We start from the raw sequence: 18,105 nt of genomic DNA, 5'->3' as shown, positions 1-18,105 counted from the left end.
TTTAATTCCTTATCTTGTTTTTATGTAATTGTTTATAGAGGAGCCAAGCCAGATAGCCACCCAAGGTATTGGTCCACAAATCATCAATCTCAAAGACGCGATTAAAATCAAAGAAAAAATCTAAGACCAACTGCGTACACTCGATTCCAAGACTCACTAGAAAACTAAAAAAGAGCACTTTTCTTGTTTTCCGCAAGTTTGGAAGGAGATAAAGGAGTTGGAAAATCAGAGGAAAAAGCAAGAAGACATTGAGGAAATTTTGTAGAAAAAGCCAACATAATTGTCCTATGTCACTCACTTCACCCAGTTTCCAGAAAGAATTGAAGGGAGTCAAAAGAAAAACCAGGCGTCCAAGATGCTGAATACCTGGAGTTTCCACCCCCACAGGAGAATGTTCTTGAGGAGTAAAGCAAAAATAGACAATGCAAATGCTATAGAAAATGACTCCCCAGACCAAAACATGATTATAAGTTTTCTTCATCATTAAGGATTGACTGTTGCGACTGCTTTCTGGCGGTCACGTTTCATTGTATTAGAACGCAATTGTCCACAAGCTGCATCAATATCAGTACCATGCTCTTGACGAACAACACAGTTGACCCCTTTTTTCTTAAGCGTATCATAAAAGGCCAGGACGCGCTCTTTAGGACTACGGCTATATTGGTCATGCTCACTAACTGGGTTATAAGGAATCAAGTTTACATAAGACAATTTCTTGATGTTCTTGAGCAATTCAGCCAATTCCAAGGCTTGTTCTACACCATCATTGACTTCATTGAGCATGATATACTCAAAGGTCACACGACGATTGGTTGTTTCGATGTAGTACTCAATAGCAGCAAAGAGTTTTTCAATCGGAAAGGCACGGTTAATCTTCATGATGCTTGATCGCAACTCATTGTTTGGTGCGTGAAGGGAAACGGCAAGATTGACCTGAACTCCTTCATTAGCAAAGTCACGAATTTTATGGGCCAAACCTGAAGTTGAAACCGTAATATGACGAGCACCGATGGCCATTCCCTTGTCATCATTAATGGTACGAACGAAATTCAAGACATTGTTGTAGTTATCAAATGGTTCACCAATTCCCATGACAACGATATGGCTGACGCGTTCGTCCTGACCACGCTCATCAAAGTATTTCTGAACCAGCATGATTTGCGCTACGATTTCACCGTTATTGAGGTCGCGTTGTTTCTTAATCAAACCAGAGGCACAGAAGGTACAACCGATATTACAGCCAACCTGAGTGGTCACACAGACTGACAAACCATAGTGTTGACGCATGAGTACTGTCTCAATCAGCATTCCATCTGGCAATTCAAAAAGATATTTAACTGTCCCATCAGCAGACTCTTGAACGATACGTTGTTTCAAGGGATTGACCACAAACTGGTCATTAAGCTTAGCAATCAAATCCTTGGAAAGGTTAGTCATCTCTTCAAATGACTGGACACGTTTACGGTAAAGCCATTCCCAGATTTGATCTGCACGGAATTTCTTTTCTCCCTGCTCCAAAACCCATTCCTGCATGGTTTGACGTGTTAAACTATAAATTGACGGTTTCATTTCTTCTCCTTATTCTCTACTCACTTCTGACGAATGACAAAATGACGTTGCCCCTTGTCCTCTTTCTGAGAATGCTGGTCTTTCTGACGACGTCTATTTTTCTTATCTGCATTCGGTTTTCGTTTGGTTTGAGCCTGTTTCTTTCCTTTTCTAGAAGACGATTCTTCTTCCTTCTTACGCATTTTCTTGTCAAATGATGCTCGCTTAGGGGCTTCATTTTCTAAGACAAAATAGGCACAACCATAACTACAATACTCTAAAAGGTAGTCTTGTAAACGACTGATTTTTTCAAGTTTTTCTTCTGTTCGATCATCCTTATAAAAACCTCGTAGGCGAAGCTGTTCGTTGCTCCAGTCTCCCACGATATAATCAAACTTGGTTAAGACTTCTGAAAAACGCTGATTAAAAGTCGTCACATCAAAGGCTTCCTTGATATTTTCCACCAAGGAAAAAGCTATCCCTTCCGTTTCAACCTTGTCCCCGTGTAAATGAAACTCAGGACCAGGAAACTTGTTATAGTTGTATAATTCAGGTGCAATTTCTTTTCGCATAGATATCCTTTTTTCACGATTACTTAATACTTTATTCTACCATAATTTCTAGCAGTTAGCACGTTTCTCATAAAAATGAAAAAAGTCTGACGATTTTGTCAGACAAAAATCATATAACCTAAAAAAGAGAAGAACCATTCTTCCCTCCATATACCATTATTTAGCAGCTGCGTACAATTCATCTACTTTGTTCCAGTTGATCACTGAGAAGAAAGCTTTGATGTAGTCAGGACGCACGTTGCGGTATTTCACATAGTAAGCATGTTCCCAAACGTCCAAGCCCAAGATTGGTTTTTTACCTTCTGAGATTGGTGTGTCTTGATTTGCTGTTGAAGTCACTTCAAGCTTCCCTTCTTTATTGACAACTAACCATGCCCATCCAGAACCGAAACGAGTTGTTGCTGCTGCAGTGAAGGCTGCTTGGAATTCTTCGAATGAACCAAATGTTGCATCGATTGCTGCTGCAAGTTCTGCTGATGGAGCTGTTTTCTCAGGAGTCATCAATTCCCAGAAAAGAGCGTGGTTCAAGTGTCCACCACCATTGTTGATAAGCGCTTGACGGATATCAGCTGGGATAGATTCTACATCAGCAAGCAAGGCTTCAAGATTTTCACCGATTTCAGGGTGTTTTTCAAGAGCTGCATTAGCATTGTTGACATAAGTTTGATGGTGTTTGTCATGGTGCAAGTGCATTGTTTCCGCATCGATGTATGGTTCCAAAGCGTCATATGCATAAGGAAGATCTGGTAAAATAATAGCCATCTGTAATACCTCTTTTTCTTTCTATATGAAAATGATAACGCAAACATTCACTTTTTTCAAGTTTTTTGCTTATAGATGAAGAAATCACTGAAATACTTTCTAATAATACTCTTCAAAAATCTCTTCAAACCGCGTCAACGTCGCCTTGCCGTACGTATGGTTACTGACTTCGTCAGTTCTATCCACAACCTCAAAACAGTGTTTTGAGCTGACTTCGTCAGTTCTATCTACAACCTCAAAGCAGTGCTTTGAGCAACCTGCGTCTAGTTTCCTAGTTTGCTCTTTGATTTTCATTGAGTATAAAACAAGCAAATCAGCAAGAAACCCACGACAAGATAATCTTGACACTGGTTGTAGTTTCAAAAAAATGTCAATTGATCTGACTAGCAATCTGTAAGAGTGCCTTTTCAAAAAGGAAACCTTTTTCATAAAGACCTGTCTTAATCTGATAGTCTGTCTCAATCAAATAAGAAATAGCTTGCTTCAAAAAGCTAAAGGAAAGTCCTCGCGCATCTCTCAGCGCAAACTTGATTTGATAGGGATTAGGATTGCGTCCGAGAAAACTGCCTAAACTACTTGCAATCTGCGCTTCTGTTTGGCCAGACTCCGACAAAATTTTCACCTGAGTAAAAGTTCGAAATTGTCCTAGCATGACTGCAATCAGTTTAATTTCATCTTCACCTTGCAAGGTCAAGTCTCTAACCAAATCGCACGCCTGGTCCATCTTTTTAGTCAGAATAAACTGAGTTAAATCAAAAATATTATCCTGTAAGGTCTTGGGAATAGCGTTGACAATATCCTCTTCCTCGATAATAGAATCTGCCTTATAGGACTGTAAAAAGAGGAGATTTTTCTGGATTTCGCTAAATTGAAAACCAGACTTGATGAGGAGATTTTCAAAAGAATGATTAGCAAACTGCAGACCTTGTTTCTGGCTCCACTTTTGAAAATACTGGCGCAATTCTTGTTCTTTGGCTTCTACTGCATCAAAGATCTTGGCATCACGCTTAAGTAATTTAACCAACCGTCTTTTGCTATCCAGCTTTCCTTCCGCAAAAATCAACAACTTGGTTGTTGGTGAAGGGTTATCAAGGTATTCCTCAAACGACTTAAGTTCATCATCTGTTAAAAAGCGTTTCTTGCCTGTTGTCATATCGACAAAATGATCCAATATCACGATTTTCTCATCCGCAAAGAAAGGAAGGCTGACCAACTCCAGTTCCACATCCTTGTAAACTACTTCTTTCATATCAAAGTAGGCAAAGTTAAGGTCGGCAGAATCATAACCAATCTGTTTCAATACTTGACTCTTCATAACTTCAAACTGTCCCTGATCTGTCCCTGTAAAAAGGCTCAGGCTCGGTAAATTTGATAAAGTCAACTTCTGGCTCTCTTCAATAGCTAGCATCGTCTCTCCTTTCTTCTGACTTTTTAGTTCATTTAATCAATATAGCGCAATTTCCCACGAAAATCTTCTAGGCTCTCGTATCCTTTTTCTTCCATGATTGCTTTCAATTCATTGGTAATACGATCAAAAGCACCGACGCCTTCTTTGTGAAGGGTGGTTCCCACCTGCACCATACTCGCTCCACAGAGGATATGTTCAAAGGCATCACGACCAGTCAACACGCCACCTGTTCCGATGATTTGGATTTGAGGATTTAAGCGTTGATAAAAGGCATGAACATTAGCTAGAGCAGTCGGTTTGATGTACTCTCCACCAATCCCACCGAAACCATTTTTAGGACAAATAACGACGGACTCATCTTCTATATAAAGGCCGTTTCCGATAGAGTTGACACAGTTGACAAACTTGAGCGGATAATTGTTGAAAATAGCTGCCGCTTGGTCAAAGTGAACAATATCAAAATATGGCGGCAATTTAATTCCCAGAGGTTTGGTAAAGTAGGCAAATACTTCTGCCAAAATCCGGTCTGTTGTCTCAAAATCATAGGCAATCTGAGGTTTTCCTGGAACATTTGGACAGGAAAGGTTTAGCTCAGTCAGACCACAAAACTCACTCTCTTGGACTTTTTTCAAGATAGTATGGGTTTCCTCTGGAGACATGCCGACTAGAGATAAAAAGAAAGTTCGATTCGGCTCTTTTTCCTGCAGATCCAAAAGGTAGTCCAGATAATAGTCTAAGCCATTATTTGGCAAGCCCATAGAGTTGATAGAACCAAGTGGAACATCTTGATAGCGTGGCTCAGGATTTCCCTGACGAAAGTCCAAGGTCGTTGTCTTTGTGACAAAGGTTCCTGCCGCTGAGTTTTTAACGCCCTCTAACTCTGCTATCGTCATACAAGACACACCTGCTGCATTCATCAAGCAATTGGCAAACTCAAAACCAGCAATTTGTGTTTTCGTTGATACCATGATTCTGATCCTCCAGATTCCATTTATTTCTAATATTATACCATATTTTCAGCTTTTCTCTTTGAGAAAGTCATTTATAAGAAAAATGTTCGTTTTTTATCCACTTTCAAAAAAATCCAATTTCAAACAATCCCAAAAATCAAATTGAAAGAATTTTTAGAAAATTTTTGTTTTTCTCTTTACAGTTAAAAAAAATTCTGCTATAATGACACACATAATTAAATTAGAATTTAAGGAGAACGATATGACATCTGCTAAAGAATATATCCAAAGCGTGTTTGAAACTGTAAAAGCTCGTAACGGGCACGAGGCTGAGTTCCTCCAAGCTGTTGAAGAATTTTTCAACACTTTAGAACCTGTATTTGAAAAACACCCTGAGTATATCGAAGAAAATATCTTGGCACGTATTACTGAGCCAGAGCGCGTGATTTCTTTCCGTGTTCCTTGGGTTGACCGTGATGGAAAAGTTCAAGTAAACCGTGGCTACCGTGTTCAATTCAACTCAGCTGTTGGACCATACAAAGGCGGACTTCGTTTCCACCCAACTGTAAACCAAGGGATTTTGAAATTCCTCGGATTTGAACAAATCTTTAAAAACGTTTTGACTGGACTTCCTATCGGTGGAGGTAAAGGCGGATCAGACTTCGATCCTAAAGGTAAAACAGATGCTGAAGTGATGCGCTTCTGCCAAAGCTTCATGACTGAATTGCAAAAATACATCGGACCATCACTTGACGTACCTGCTGGTGATATCGGTGTTGGTGGACGTGAGATTGGTTACCTTTACGGTCAATACAAACGCCTTAACCAATTTGATGCTGGTGTCTTGACTGGTAAACCTCTTCCATTCGGTGGTAGCTTGATTCGTCCAGAAGCAACTGGTTACGGTTTGGTTTACTACACTGAAGAAATGCTCAAAGCTAACGGAAACAGCTTTGCTGGTAAGAAAGTCGTTATTTCAGGTTCTGGTAACGTTGCTCAATATGCTCTTCAAAAAGCGACTGAACTCGGTGCAACTGTTATTTCTGTTTCTGACTCAAATGGTTATGTCATCGATGAAAATGGTATCGACTTCGATCTTTTGGTTGATGTTAAAGAAAAACGTCGCGCTCGTTTGACTGAGTATGCTGCTGAAAAAGCAACTGCAACATATCACGAAGGTTCTGTATGGACTTACGCTGGAAACTATGACATTGCTCTTCCATGTGCGACTCAAAACGAAATCAACGGTGAAGCAGCTAAACGCTTAGTTGCTCAAGGCATTATCTGTGTATCTGAAGGTGCCAACATGCCAAGCGACCTTGATGCCATCAAAGTTTACAAAGAAAATGGTATCTTCTACGGACCTGCCAAAGCTGCCAACGCTGGTGGTGTAGCCGTTTCAGCCCTTGAAATGAGTCAAAACAGTCTTCGTCTCTCATGGACTCGTGAAGAAGTTGATGGACGTCTCAAAGACATCATGACAAACATCTTCAACACAGCTAAAACGACTTCAGAAACATACGATCTTGATAAAGACTACCTTGCAGGAGCAAACATTGCTGCCTTTGAAAATGTAGCAAACGCTATGATTGCCCAAGGTATTGTTTAAGATTCATTTGCTTAATCCTCAATCGCTTCGATTGGGGATTTTTATGTTGAGTTCAAAAAACTCACCATTAACAGTGAGTTTTAACTTCAGAATTTATTTTACTTTCATTAGGGCAGATGACAAACATTCAACAATCTCATCAACTACTTCATCTATGTTTATAATTCCTTCATCATTCAACATCATGGGAATAAGATAAGAAAAACTCAATGCTAAAATGTATCGAACAATTCTTTCATTTGACCAATTTAGAATAAGTCCTTTTTCTTTAAATTGATTTAAAACAGGGCTAATTGGTTCTATTATAGATTGAACAATAATATTTCCTAACTGGATAGAAAGATTTTTATCAATAAAAGAACGCCCCAAGAGAATTTTAACATGCATTTGATTCTCTTGAATGAAAAAGAGCCTATCTCGAACAATACTTTTTAAAAAGAAGGGAAAAGTTTCTTGATCTACTATGAATTTTTTTTCTGAGAAATCCGCAATTACTTCTGGAATAACCTGTTCTAGAAAAATAGATAAAATGGCTTCTAAAATACCTTCCTTTGTTTTAAAGTAACTAAAAACAGTTCCTTCTGATACTCCAGCGCGTTCGGCAATAAGGCTGGACGTTGTATTCTCAAATCCAATTTCTGAAAATAATTTTAAGCTTGATAATAATACTCGACGTTGTTTCAAGCTCAAGTTGCTAACTTCTAACGTCTGAGCATACTTTTGTTCTAAACTTTCCATCGCTAGCACCTCTCTTCTACTCTCTTACTTTTACGACTTTTTTGCCTCGACTGTGTCCCATTTTCAGACTACGATAGGCTTCTCTAACTGACTTTAGAGAAAAGTCATACACTTGATCAATTTTCAGCTGAGCCTTCCCGTCTGAGACCATTTCAGCTAAAGTGCTAAAATCATCATATGTGGAATGTCTCGGACCAGTAAACTGAGCACCTTTTATCATAACATAGGGCGAAGGTACTAATGTCCCAATAGCTGTCCCCTTCAAGCCTAAACTAAAAGCCAATCTAACATAATCAGATCCATAACAATCCAAAAATTTTGTAATAGGCGTTGGACTAGCTGATAGAAGAGCCTTCTTGATATTCTCTTCATAACTTACTGGTATGGCACCTAAAGACTTCAGATACTCTGCATTTTTCTTACTTGCTATTCCAATCACTGTCGCCCCCTTAGCAACTGCATACTGTACTGCAATACTTCCAATACCTCCTGCTGCAGCTGAAATAACAACAGTATCTCTTGAATTTAAACCGATTCTTCTAAAAGCCCCACCCACAGTTAGAGCAGCTACTCCCATAGTAGCTGCGTGAGTCATGTCGATTATCTCTGGTTTCAATACAATTTCTGATTCATTGACACAAATTTCTGTTGCTAAAGCTCCCCTCTTAGTTCCCAAACCAGGATCGCTAATCATTGTTCCAAACACCTTATCTCCTACTGAAAACCTAGTTACTTCATTTCCAACTTCTGTAATAACTCCAGAAAAATCTCTCCCCACACCTCTTGGAAATAAAGATGATTTAGATTCAAACCAACGACTTGGTTTCCTTAATTTCGTTATAAAAGATAGAAATCGAAGGGGTTTCGCTCCCTCAAAAGTTTTATAATCAATAGGATTTAAACCAACAGCATGAACTTCTACTCTCACCTGATTTACATCCAAGGCTGTAGAGTCGATCTTCAGCAAATCCAAGACCTCTTCGTTACCGAAACGACTGTACTCTATTGCTTCAACAACCATTTTCTTTACTCCTTAATTTCACAAAAATTGAGTGAACACTCATTTTTATAAATTATACTCTTAATTTGTAAGAAAATCAATATTATCGTTTGATAGTGATTTATGACATGATACAAATATCCATCATTTCAATTTCCCAATATGATTCTTTCAATCTAACTCTCCTCACTTTTCAAGATAACTTTCCCTTTTTTGCTCTCTGCTAGACAAAAAGAAAAACCGCTACTCCTAAGAATAGCGGTTTAATCATGTTTTTAAGCTACTAATGTTTACTACTGTTCTGATTTGTTTGCACTCGTTTCAAAGCTTTGTGAAGTTGAGGATGTCAAATCTTGACTAGTTGAAGAATTTGTAATACTTTCGTGTTGACTCGTTTCTTTATTTTCAAGATCTTTTTTCACTACTTCTTTCGATTCTTTTATTTCTGAGTTACTTGTATCTCTAGTTGTAGCAGATTTCTCGACCGGAACATCCACTAACCAGGCTCCACTTGAATCAACTGTATAGCCTTCTGGCGTCTTACCATTCACAAGCAATTGACCATTTTCTTTCAAGAAGTACCATTTGTCCTTGTCTTTGATCCAACCAACAGCTCGTGAACCATCTGTATTGTAGAAGTACCAATCATTTACCTTTTTATGCCAGCCTTGCTTCATAGCTCCTGATTCTTTTAGATAATAATGATGACCAGCAACTTCTATCTCACCTGTCTTCATGATACCAGTGGAATCCATATAGTACCAGGTTTCTTTATCTTTTACCCAACCCGTTTTCATTTCCCCTGATTGAGCAAAGTAATACCATTGACCCTTATATTGAAGCCAACTTGTCTTCATAGAACCATCGTTTGATAAATAATAGTTCTGACCTCCAGTATTTACCCAACCAATTTCCATCTGTTTTTCTTTGTTGAAATAATACCAGGTTCCGTCGATTTTCTTCCAATTACTTGCAGCAGCACCAGAATCTGTTAAATAGAACCAATGATTGTTCCATTTTTTCCATTGATCCTGTAACAAGATACCTCTTTGGTTAAAGTAATACCAGTCACCCTTAATTTCATTCCAACCAACAGCATATTCTCCTGTAGAATCAGGCGCTTGATACCACCAGTTTCCATAAGCACTCTTATGCCAACCAGCTTGAAAACTTGGAATATGCTTGTAGGATGTTGAAATATTGACAAAACCATCTTGTCGAATATCAAAAACTGTTGCATCATAGTCTTTGCTGGCTGCATTAATTCTCTCAATTCCTCGTTCTTTGAGCCAATTGATATACTCACTGTCAACACCATTTTTCCAAGGTAGACTATCCGAGGTTTGAACAATCAAACTCGGACTCAAATTTCTGATGAAATCCTTGGTATTTGATTTGTTGGTATCATGGTGATGATTAAACTTCATCAAATCAACTTTTCCAATAAGAGGACCATACTTGTCTTCTGCTCCATGAACATTATCTAAGTCGCCCCCAAGGTAAATTTTCTTGCCATTGACTTTTACTACACTAATCAAGGAATTGGAATTGTCATCCCAAATCTTCTTTAATTCACCCGACGAATCTGTTTCATTTTCATAATTATAGAGCTGGATATCCATGTCCCCAAACTTAAAATGAGCATCTCCTTGTGTGATGTTTTGAATAACTGAAACACCTTTTTCTGCAGCAGTCTGTAAAACCTTATTATAGCCATACAGATTATCCCATAGGCGTTCAGAATTAGTAATACGATTATCACTATATTTTTTAAGATAAACTCGGTCAACTGGATAGGTAGACAATAATTCATCAACATTTCCAATATGATCACTGTGGGTATGAGTCACTAAAATAAAATCAAGTTTTTGGACACCCAATTCCTTCAAATGACGAAAGACACGGTCTGTCAGAACATGCTTATAAGACGTTTCAGTTCCTTCTCTCCATGGATAACGAGAATCACTTCCATCTGGGAAATCATAATCTTCTCCTGTATCCACCATGGCAAAATGTCCATTACTTTCAAGAATAATTGCATCACTGCCACCTTCATGAACATTTATAAAGTGAATTTTATTTCCCGAACTTTCTTGAGCTTGTACATTACCATACCATGACACACCTAAAAAAGCGCCTGCAAGTGCCAAACTAGTTAATTTCTTTTTCATTCTTATTTTCTCAATTTCTCCAAGGTTTCCTTAAAAATCTCTGGGATATCTGCAGTAAATTCCAAAATCTCACCTGTTCGTGGATGAGTAAATCCTAAAGTCTTAGCATGAAGAAATTGTCCATGTCCTTTCAGAGTCTTACGTGGACCATAGACTTCATCCCCAGCGACTGGATGGCCGATATAAGCCATGTGAACACGGATTTGATGGGTGCGCCCTGTCTCCAGTTGCAACTCCACTAAGCTATAATCACCAAAGCGTTCTAAGACGTGGAAACGAGTTACCGCAGGCTTACCTTTCGCAGTCACAGCCTGTTTCTTACGGTCTTTTTCACTCCGGCCAATCGGTGCTTCAATCACACCACGATCATTTGGAAGATTTCCATGAACAATCGCCCAATATTTGCGTAAAGACTTTTTATCCTTAAGTTCTTGAGCAAGTGCTAGATGCGCCTCATCATTTTTTGCAACCATGAGAAGGCCTGACGTATCCTTATCAATACGGTGAACAATTCCTGGACGCAGAACCCCATTGATACCCGACAAGTCCTTAATATGATACATAAGGGCATTTACCAGGGTCCCACTAGTATGACCAGCACTCGGATGCACAACCATCCCCTGAGGCTTGTTAACGACTGCCACATCCTCATCTTGGTAGATGATTTCTAGCGGAAGATTCTCAGCCACATACTCTAAGACCTCTGGTTCTGGCACATGGTAAGTGACAACATCGCCCTCTTGGACAGTGTATTTAGCTTTCTTGACTTGGCCATTGACCAAGACCTGGCCTGATTTGATTTGTTCATTCGCGAGACTGCGTGATAATTCTGTCAAATCCGACAAAGCCTTATCCAAACGCAGGCCACCAGTTTCAATTTTAATTTCCATTTATTTCCTCTTTTAGCATTGCAATCAATAAAATAATCACTCCAACAGTCAGATAGCTATCTGCCACATTGAAAATCGCAAAGTTGATAAAGTCAAGGTGAAACATATCCACAACAAAGCCCTGACTGATCCTGTCAATAAAGTTTCCAAGACCACCTGCGATTATCAAGGTCAAACCCAAGACCATCCAGAATGAATCCTCCATGTGTTTATGTAGATACCAAATGGCACCTACCATAACGACCAGTGTAATGATAGCAAATAGCCACTGCTGGTCTTGTAGCATCGAAAAGGCTGCCCCTCGATTTTGAAGGTAGGTCAAACTAACGAAATTGGGAATCCAAGAACGCACTTCACCCAGTGGAATCTGCTGGACGATATAGGATTTTACCAACTGATCCAGCGCAATCAAAAGCAGTACAATAACTGCCACTATTCCTCTTTTTTTCATTATTTCCTCTTCTGATTAAAATATTCTTGCATGACTTCTACGAAGAGAGTCCCAGCTTGACTCAGCTCCACTTCTTCACGTTTAACATAGACCATACGATTATCCAAATTATCCTTGAGACGAATAACTGTGATACCATTGACACTGTCACTATCTAAAAATCCAGAACCTGTAGCATAAGCGTCCGTCCGCTCCAAAATACCATTCAAAGTAGCACGGTCTGTCACATTGAACATCTGTGAGCTTGCACTGGTATCAACAAAGTTCTCCGAATAATAAAGGTACTCGTCTTTCTCTTGGGTAAAACGAACTGTCGGTAAGTCCGCTAAATCCTCCATGACCAGTTCCTCTTTCCGAGCCAAAGGATGCCCCTCGCGGAGATAAATGTGGGTATGGAAGGGAATCAATTCAATGACCTCAAGGCCTAACTTTTCAACCCGTTGCATGATCCCTTTTTTATTTTGATTGTTAAGGTAGATAATCCCAATCTCACTATGCCCTTGCGCTACTTCGTCTAAGATTTGAACAGTAGTCGATTCAAAAATACGAAAGTTCTTATAATCAGGATAGCGCTCTGAAAAGGCAGTAATAGTTGGTGGCAAGAAGTCATAGTGCTGGCTAGCAATGGAAAATTCATCTTTTTCTTCTTCAGGATTGGCATACTGATTTTGAAAAATATCAAATCCTTTAACCAATTCTTGCGCTTTTTCATAGAATTCCATACCACGACGAGTCAAGAAAGTCCCTGAGCTGGTCCGACGGAAAATCTTAAAGCCCAACTCTTTTTCCAAATCACGAACAGAAATAGACAGACTCGGCTGACTAACATACATCTTTTCAGCAGCTTCACGAAAAGTACCACTATTGGCAATAGCCACAACATAGCGTAATTGTTGAATGTTCATCTTCTATCCCCCAACTTCTTTATCTTTTCATTATACCATATTTTAGAAGTTTTCCAAAAAGGAAAAAAGTCAGGAAACTTTCAAATCTAAATGAATTACCTAACATTCCAAGACAAGAATTAGAATAATGTCTTTTTCAGTCCTCATTTTATTTCAAACAAATAAAAACAGCAAATCTTGTTGATTTACCGTTTCAAACTTGACACAAATTCGATTTCCCATAAATTTATGAAAAAGCCTCTTCAATCCTATTAGCTATATTTGGACTTACCTCCCAAATCCCAACATAAGGTTGTTCAATATACTGTTTTTCTTTTATAGTATATAGATAAACTACACTATCATTTTCTTCATTCTGATGAGTAAATTTGATAATGATGTAATCTTTAACATTTGTCGGTTGATCATTGAAACTCTCCAAAGTTGTAGATTTAGACTGTTTCTGTATCTCCTTAATTAACTTTGAGATTTCTTCTCTCTTGGTTATTGTTTTAACATTTTCAGAGAGTTTTTTCTGAATAGAAATTACAGAGATCGTTTCAGGCTCAGGAAGAATAAGTTTTTTCTTACTTACACAAGCAGATAGAACAAGAAAAGAGATTGAACAGACTATTATAGTGATAATTTTTTCATACTAGTCTACATCCTTTCATCCTGCTTACTTTTTCTCTGAGATACAATTATAATATCAAAACGTAGCCATTTTTACAATATCTTATTCCCTCATAAACTTTATTACTGTAAAAGTTTTACATTCCACTATTTTATGATTGTATCTAAAAGATAAAGTAGCCGATAAGTTCGCTTCTTACATTGGTTTTTAAAATATGGGTATCAGCGTGGGTATCAAAACAAAAAAAGAGGCTCTCCGAAAACTCGGAAAGCCTTAGTTTATGCTACTTCTAGCTTCCTCGCCTTTATATTTCAAGGCTCGGGATAAAAAGGTTCACTGGACCTTTTTATTTAGCGATTGGGTAAACAGAAACTTGTTTTTTATCGCGTCCTTTACGTTCAAAGCGTACTACGCCTTCAACTTTAGCGAACAAAGTATCGTCTCCACCACGACCAACGTTTACACCTGGGTAGATGTGTGTACCACGTTGACGGTAAAGGATTGATCCACCTGTTACAGTTTGTCCGTCAGCTGCTTTAGCTCCAAGACGTTTCGCTTGTGAATCACGTCCGTTTGATGTAGAACCTCCACCTTTTTTGTGGGCGAAAAGTTGCAAGTTGTTAAGAGTCATTTTTAACATAATGTTTTCCTCCGTGTTAGTTTTCTGTGATAACTCTGGTTTGGACGAACTCTGAAGAGTTCTCCGATAAGTTTGCCATACCTAAGAAAAATGATTCAAAGAATAACTGGGTCATTTCTCTCTGGTGTGAAGGAAGATCTTTTGGAATTTCAACCATCAGATAGCCACCTTCATCTTCGTTTAATTCTAGGATTGGTTCATAGCCTGCAAATTTCTCAATAGAATTGATAAAGTTAATGGCAAGCGTAGAAACCGATGCACACACGACATCAAAGCCGTATTCGCCACTCTCGGCGTGTCCAGTAATTTCCGCACTCCTCAGCTCGCCATCTTCGGCTCTCTCAAAGACTGCTTGTATCATGTGTTCTCCTTAAAATTAAGCGTTGATTGCGTTGATGACAACTTTAGTATATGGTTGACGGTGACCTTGTTTACGGTGGCTACCTTTTTTAGGTTTGTACTTGTAAGTAACAACTTTCTTTTGTTTTCCTTGTTTTTCAACAGTTCCAACTACAGTAGCTCCAGCAACAAGTGGAGTTCCGACAACAGTGTTTTCACCACCAACAAGAACAACTTCGTTAAAAGTAACTTCTTGACCAGCTTCAACGTTCAATTTTTCAACGTAAACTGCTTGACCAACTTCAACTTTAACTTGTTTTCCGCCAGTTTTGATAATTGCGTATGTGCTCATTATGCACCTCCTATGATTTTTATGGGTTTCCCCGAATTTTTTGTGAAGACTCGCCTAGCATCGTGGGACGAACCACTTAAACTTGAATAATCAAGCGACGATGTTCGTGCGGTTGCACAGGAACGTGCATAGTCAACTCTTCAAGTATAGCATATCTCCTATTTTCTTACAAGTAATAACACCTAAAATGAAGCTTTTTCTTTTACTTTTTTCCGCCACGAGGCAGAAAACATACTGAGGTAAAAAATGCTCATCATAATAGGAACACCAAGAATAGTCTTTTCATTATAGAAAATCGTCAAATAGGCTGAAAAGACAACGCCAAGTACAAAACTACTAAGCAGGCTTACAAAGATAATCCCTTCACGTAAAAATGGTGTGTGCTTGGTCCTAAAATAATCCCCAAAAGCCAACATGGTCCGTTTGATGTTCCCCGTCATAAAAGCATTATTGTAGGCAATCCCCGATACTTCACCAAAGGCAGTTGTCACCAAGCCCATACAAAAGGCTAAGGGCGGTACTAGATAGATATTATCTACAGTTTGCGGCACAAAACCAATAATGATTGATAAGATTGCTAAAGGAAACAATGACAAAATTGGCTTTTTCACAATTCTCAATTTTTCCTTATAAACAGTTAATAAAAAGACCCCCATCATAAAAGCTAGCAAGGTGAGAACCTTGTCCCTAACATCTGAAACATTATTTTGGATTAATTCTACTGAAAGAAAGACTACATTCCCAGTTTGTCCAGCTACAAGAGTATTCCCTCGCACAATAAAAGTATAGGCATCTACATAACCTGCACAAAAAGTCAAAAAAAGCGCTAGCCTCTTAGACTGACGTGATATTTTTCTTATAGGTAATAATCTCATTTTCCCTCCCATTTCATTTACTCATCTCATTATTGTACCACTTTCTTTGGAAAAGTCCTAGTAGCTTATTTGAAATTTTTCACCCTCTGTTGGATAGTCCCGTCTATCTATGTTATAATGAAAGAAGGATTTGAAATCGGAAAAGGAGTATTTATGCTAAAATTAGGTGTCATCGGAACAGGCGCTATCAGCCATCACTTCATAGAAGCAGCCCATACCAGTGGAGAATACCAGTTGGTCGCAGTCTATTCTAGAAAACTAGAAACTGCAGCAACCTTTGCTTCTCGCTATCAAGATATCCAGCTCTTTGATCAATTAGAAGACTTAGTCAAGAGCTCCTTTGATGTGGTCTATATTGCTAGTCCAAACTCCTTGCATTTTGCTCAAGCAAAAACTGCATTATCTGCAGGTAAACACGTCATTCTTGAAAAGCCAGCTGTCACTCAGCCACAAGAATGGCTGGATTTGATTCAAACAGCTAAGAAAAATCACCGTTTTATCTTCGAAGCAGCTCGTAATTACCATGAGAAAACTTTTACTACTATCAAAAACTTTTTAGCAGACAAACAAATTTTGGGAGCAGATTTCAACTATGCCAAGTATTCTTCAAAGATGCCTGACTTGTTGGCTGGTCATACGCCCAATGTCTTTTCAGAGCGTTTTGCTGGTGGAGCCCTCATGGATTTGGGGATTTATCCTCTCTACGCTGCCGTTCGCCTCTTTGGAAAGGCTGAGAACGCCACCTATCAGGCTCAACAGCTTGACAATAGCATTGACCTAAATGGAGATGGCATCCTCTTCTACCCTGATTTTCAAGTCCATATCAAGGCTGGTAAAAACATCACTTCTAATCTCCCTTGCGAAATTTACACGACAGATGGCACCTTGATCCTCAACACGATTGAACATGTCCATTCAGCTATTTTTACCGACCACCAAGGAAATCAAGTCCAGCTTCCTATCCAACAGGCTCCCCATACGATGACTGAGGAAGCTGCTGCATTTGCACACATGCTCCATCAACCAGATCTGAATCTCTACCAAACTTGGATGGATGATGCAAGTTCTGTTCATGAGCTACTATATACCATGCGCCAGACTGCTGGCATTAGATTTGAGGCAGAAAATGAAAACCAAACTACCGACTGAATGGCAAAAATTGAGTGATCAACTCGGTTTCCAAGAATTTACTCCCATTCAAACTCAACTATTTGAACCCCTTCTTGCTGGAGAAAACCTCCTAGGGGTGAGCCCAACAGGAACTGGTAAGACCCTAGCTTACCTTCTACCAAGTCTTCTCAGACTACAAAAGAAAAAAGCCCAACAACTCTTGATTCTAGCGCCTAATACAGAACTGGCTGGACAGATTTTTGATGTATGTAAAACGTGGGCTGAAGCCATCGGCTTAACTGCCCAACTCTTCTTATCGGGTTCGAGTCAGAAACGCCAGATTGAACGCCTAAAAAAAGGACCAGAAATTCTGATTGGAACCCCTGGTCGTATCTTTGAACTCATTAAATTGAAAAAAATCAAGATGATGAATGTGGAAACCATCATTCTAGATGAATTTGACCAATTGCTCGATGATTCTCAGATACACTTTGTGGAGAAAATCACTCACTACGCACCGCGTGACCACCAACTGGTCTATATGAGTGCGACGACCAAGTTTGACCAAGAAAAGATTGCGCCTAACACACGTACCATTAATCTTTCTGACCAAAAATTGGACAACATCCAACATTTCTACATGCAGGTGGAGCAACGCCATCGTGTGGATATGCTACGAAAACTAGCTCATGTAGAGGATTTCCGTGGTCTGGTCTTCTTTAACAGCCTATCAGACCTTGGAAGCGCAGAAGAAAAATTACAGTATCGTGATATATTGGCTGTTTCCCTCGCTAGTGATGTCAATATTAAATTTAGAAAAGTCATCTTAGAAAAGTTTAAAGATAACCAACTAACCCTACTCCTTGCAACAGACCTTTTGGCTCGTGGAATTGATATCGATAGCCTAGAATGTGTCGTAAACTTTGATATTCCAAGAGACATGGAAGCCTACACTCACCGTGCTGGCCGTACAGGTCGTATGGGCAAGGAAGGTTATGTTATCACTCTCGTCACTCATCCAGAAGAACTTAAAAAACTCAAGAAGTTTGCAAGCGTACGTGAAATTGTCTTGAAAAACCAAGAACTCTATATCAAATAATCCCCATTACTCTATGCACATCAGGTGTATAGAGCTTTTTTATGTAAACAATTCTTCAATTTTAGTTCAATAT

At 39.0% G+C, this 18,105-nt stretch carries 20 protein-coding genes, 1 pseudogene and 1 other annotated feature; of the genes and pseudogenes, 4 read left to right on the top strand and 17 right to left on the bottom strand.

Features of this window, described 5'->3' with window-relative positions:
• Window position 1: 1 nt before the first annotated feature.
• The 6 genes from FJR77_RS05715 to FJR77_RS05685 form a co-directional block, all read right to left on the bottom strand.
• Window positions 2–484 carry a VanZ family protein gene (locus tag FJR77_RS05715; RefSeq protein ID WP_140833655.1) on the bottom strand — a complete coding sequence of 161 codons (483 nt, stop codon included), beginning with the start codon at window positions 482–484 and terminating at the stop codon, window positions 2–4.
• Complete coding sequence (rlmN, locus tag FJR77_RS05710) at window positions 484–1,569, bottom strand: 23S rRNA (adenine(2503)-C(2))-methyltransferase RlmN (protein ID WP_125411228.1); 1,086 nt, start codon at window positions 1,567–1,569, stop codon at window positions 484–486. Before rlmN ends, FJR77_RS05715 begins: the two co-directional genes overlap by 1 nt.
• A 20-nt stretch (window positions 1,570–1,589) precedes the next feature.
• Window positions 1,590–2,120: a YutD family protein gene (locus tag FJR77_RS05705; RefSeq protein ID WP_140833657.1), complete on the bottom strand. Its 531-nt coding sequence runs from the start codon at window positions 2,118–2,120 to the stop codon at window positions 1,590–1,592.
• A gap of 156 nt (window positions 2,121–2,276) precedes the next feature.
• Window positions 2,277–2,882, bottom strand: a complete 606-nt coding sequence (sodA, locus tag FJR77_RS05700; protein WP_140833659.1) for a superoxide dismutase SodA — start codon at window positions 2,880–2,882, stop codon at window positions 2,277–2,279.
• A 370-nt stretch (window positions 2,883–3,252) separates the two neighbouring features.
• The gene (holA, locus tag FJR77_RS05690; RefSeq protein WP_140833660.1) at window positions 3,253–4,290 is read right to left on the bottom strand and encodes a DNA polymerase III subunit delta; all 1,038 of its coding nucleotides are present in this window, start codon (window positions 4,288–4,290) and stop codon (window positions 3,253–3,255) included.
• Window positions 4,291–4,322: 32 nt separating this feature from the next.
• Window positions 4,323–5,258 carry a dihydroorotate oxidase gene (locus FJR77_RS05685; protein WP_140833662.1) on the bottom strand — a complete coding sequence of 312 codons (936 nt, stop codon included), beginning with the start codon at window positions 5,256–5,258 and terminating at the stop codon, window positions 4,323–4,325.
• Window positions 5,259–5,502: 244 nt separating this feature from the next.
• Between FJR77_RS05685 and gdhA the strand changes: the two genes are divergently transcribed.
• Window positions 5,503–6,849 carry an NADP-specific glutamate dehydrogenase gene (gene gdhA / locus FJR77_RS05680; protein ID WP_140833664.1) on the top strand — a complete coding sequence of 449 codons (1,347 nt, stop codon included), beginning with the start codon at window positions 5,503–5,505 and terminating at the stop codon, window positions 6,847–6,849.
• Between the two features lie 93 nt (window positions 6,850–6,942).
• Here the strand turns inward: gdhA and FJR77_RS05675 are convergent, their stop codons facing one another.
• From FJR77_RS05675 to FJR77_RS05650, 6 genes are all read right to left on the bottom strand, one after another.
• Window positions 6,943–7,587, bottom strand: coding sequence for a TetR/AcrR family transcriptional regulator (locus tag FJR77_RS05675; protein WP_140833665.1), 645 nt, complete (start codon window positions 7,585–7,587; stop codon window positions 6,943–6,945).
• 16 nt (window positions 7,588–7,603) lie between these two features.
• Entirely contained in the window at window positions 7,604–8,608 is a 1,005-nt protein-coding gene (locus FJR77_RS05670; protein WP_140833667.1) for an NADP-dependent oxidoreductase, read from the bottom strand.
• A gap of 272 nt (window positions 8,609–8,880) precedes the next feature.
• Complete coding sequence (cbpE, locus tag FJR77_RS05665; protein ID WP_140833669.1) at window positions 8,881–10,758, bottom strand: phosphorylcholine esterase CbpE; 1,878 nt, start codon at window positions 10,756–10,758, stop codon at window positions 8,881–8,883.
• 2 nt (window positions 10,759–10,760) lie between these two features.
• Window positions 10,761–11,648 carry an RluA family pseudouridine synthase gene (locus FJR77_RS05660; RefSeq protein ID WP_140833671.1) on the bottom strand — a complete coding sequence of 296 codons (888 nt, stop codon included), beginning with the start codon at window positions 11,646–11,648 and terminating at the stop codon, window positions 10,761–10,763.
• The gene (gene lspA / locus FJR77_RS05655) at window positions 11,638–12,099 is read right to left on the bottom strand and encodes a signal peptidase II (protein ID WP_136936985.1); all 462 of its coding nucleotides are present in this window, start codon (window positions 12,097–12,099) and stop codon (window positions 11,638–11,640) included. Before lspA ends, FJR77_RS05660 begins: the two co-directional genes overlap by 11 nt.
• Window positions 12,099–13,004 carry a LysR family transcriptional regulator gene (locus FJR77_RS05650; RefSeq protein WP_140833673.1) on the bottom strand — a complete coding sequence of 302 codons (906 nt, stop codon included), beginning with the start codon at window positions 13,002–13,004 and terminating at the stop codon, window positions 12,099–12,101. Before FJR77_RS05650 ends, lspA begins: the two co-directional genes overlap by 1 nt.
• Between FJR77_RS05650 and FJR77_RS10520 the strand changes: the two are divergent.
• Window positions 12,997–13,132, top strand: a pseudogene (locus tag FJR77_RS10520) (AraC family transcriptional regulator). The gene FJR77_RS05650 and the pseudogene FJR77_RS10520 overlap by 8 nt on opposite strands.
• Window positions 13,133–13,230: 98 nt before the next feature.
• On the opposite strand, the gene FJR77_RS05645 reads toward FJR77_RS10520, so the two are convergent.
• The 5 genes from FJR77_RS05645 to FJR77_RS05625 all read right to left on the bottom strand — a co-directional run bounded on the left by FJR77_RS05645 (window position 13,231) and on the right by FJR77_RS05625 (window position 15,823).
• Entirely contained in the window at window positions 13,231–13,560 is a 330-nt protein-coding gene (locus FJR77_RS05645; RefSeq protein WP_258190676.1) for a DUF5301 domain-containing protein, read from the bottom strand.
• Window positions 13,561–13,963: 403 nt separating this feature from the next.
• Window positions 13,964–14,257: a 50S ribosomal protein L27 gene (gene rpmA, locus FJR77_RS05640; RefSeq protein ID WP_000916509.1), complete on the bottom strand. Its 294-nt coding sequence runs from the start codon at window positions 14,255–14,257 to the stop codon at window positions 13,964–13,966.
• 16 nt (window positions 14,258–14,273) lie between these two features.
• Entirely contained in the window at window positions 14,274–14,618 is a 345-nt protein-coding gene (locus tag FJR77_RS05635; protein ID WP_000613694.1) for a ribosomal-processing cysteine protease Prp, read from the bottom strand.
• 15 nt (window positions 14,619–14,633) lie between these two features.
• Window positions 14,634–14,948: a 50S ribosomal protein L21 gene (gene rplU, locus FJR77_RS05630; RefSeq protein ID WP_000109141.1), complete on the bottom strand. Its 315-nt coding sequence runs from the start codon at window positions 14,946–14,948 to the stop codon at window positions 14,634–14,636.
• Window positions 14,949–14,984: 36 nt separating this feature from the next.
• Window positions 14,985–15,072, bottom strand: a sequence feature (ribosomal protein L21 leader region).
• A gap of 58 nt (window positions 15,073–15,130) precedes the next feature.
• On the bottom strand, window positions 15,131–15,823 hold the full coding sequence (locus FJR77_RS05625; protein WP_235888717.1) for a YoaK family protein: 693 nt from the start codon (window positions 15,821–15,823) through the stop codon (window positions 15,131–15,133).
• A 153-nt stretch (window positions 15,824–15,976) separates the two neighbouring features.
• Between FJR77_RS05625 and FJR77_RS05620 the strand changes: the two genes are divergently transcribed.
• Window positions 15,977–16,972, top strand: a complete 996-nt coding sequence (locus tag FJR77_RS05620) for a Gfo/Idh/MocA family protein (RefSeq protein ID WP_140833677.1) — start codon at window positions 15,977–15,979, stop codon at window positions 16,970–16,972.
• On the top strand, window positions 16,950–18,032 hold the full coding sequence (locus tag FJR77_RS05615) for a DEAD/DEAH box helicase (protein WP_140833678.1): 1,083 nt from the start codon (window positions 16,950–16,952) through the stop codon (window positions 18,030–18,032). The genes FJR77_RS05620 and FJR77_RS05615 overlap by 23 nt, the downstream gene beginning before the upstream one ends.
• Window positions 18,033–18,105 lie beyond the last annotated feature (73 nt).

This window comes from Streptococcus shenyangsis, assembly GCF_006385785.1.
Classification (GTDB): Bacteria; Bacillota; Bacilli; order Lactobacillales; family Streptococcaceae; genus Streptococcus; species Streptococcus shenyangsis.
Note: the sequence above shows the minus strand (reverse complement) of the source record. Positions and strands in the feature narration are given on the sequence as shown.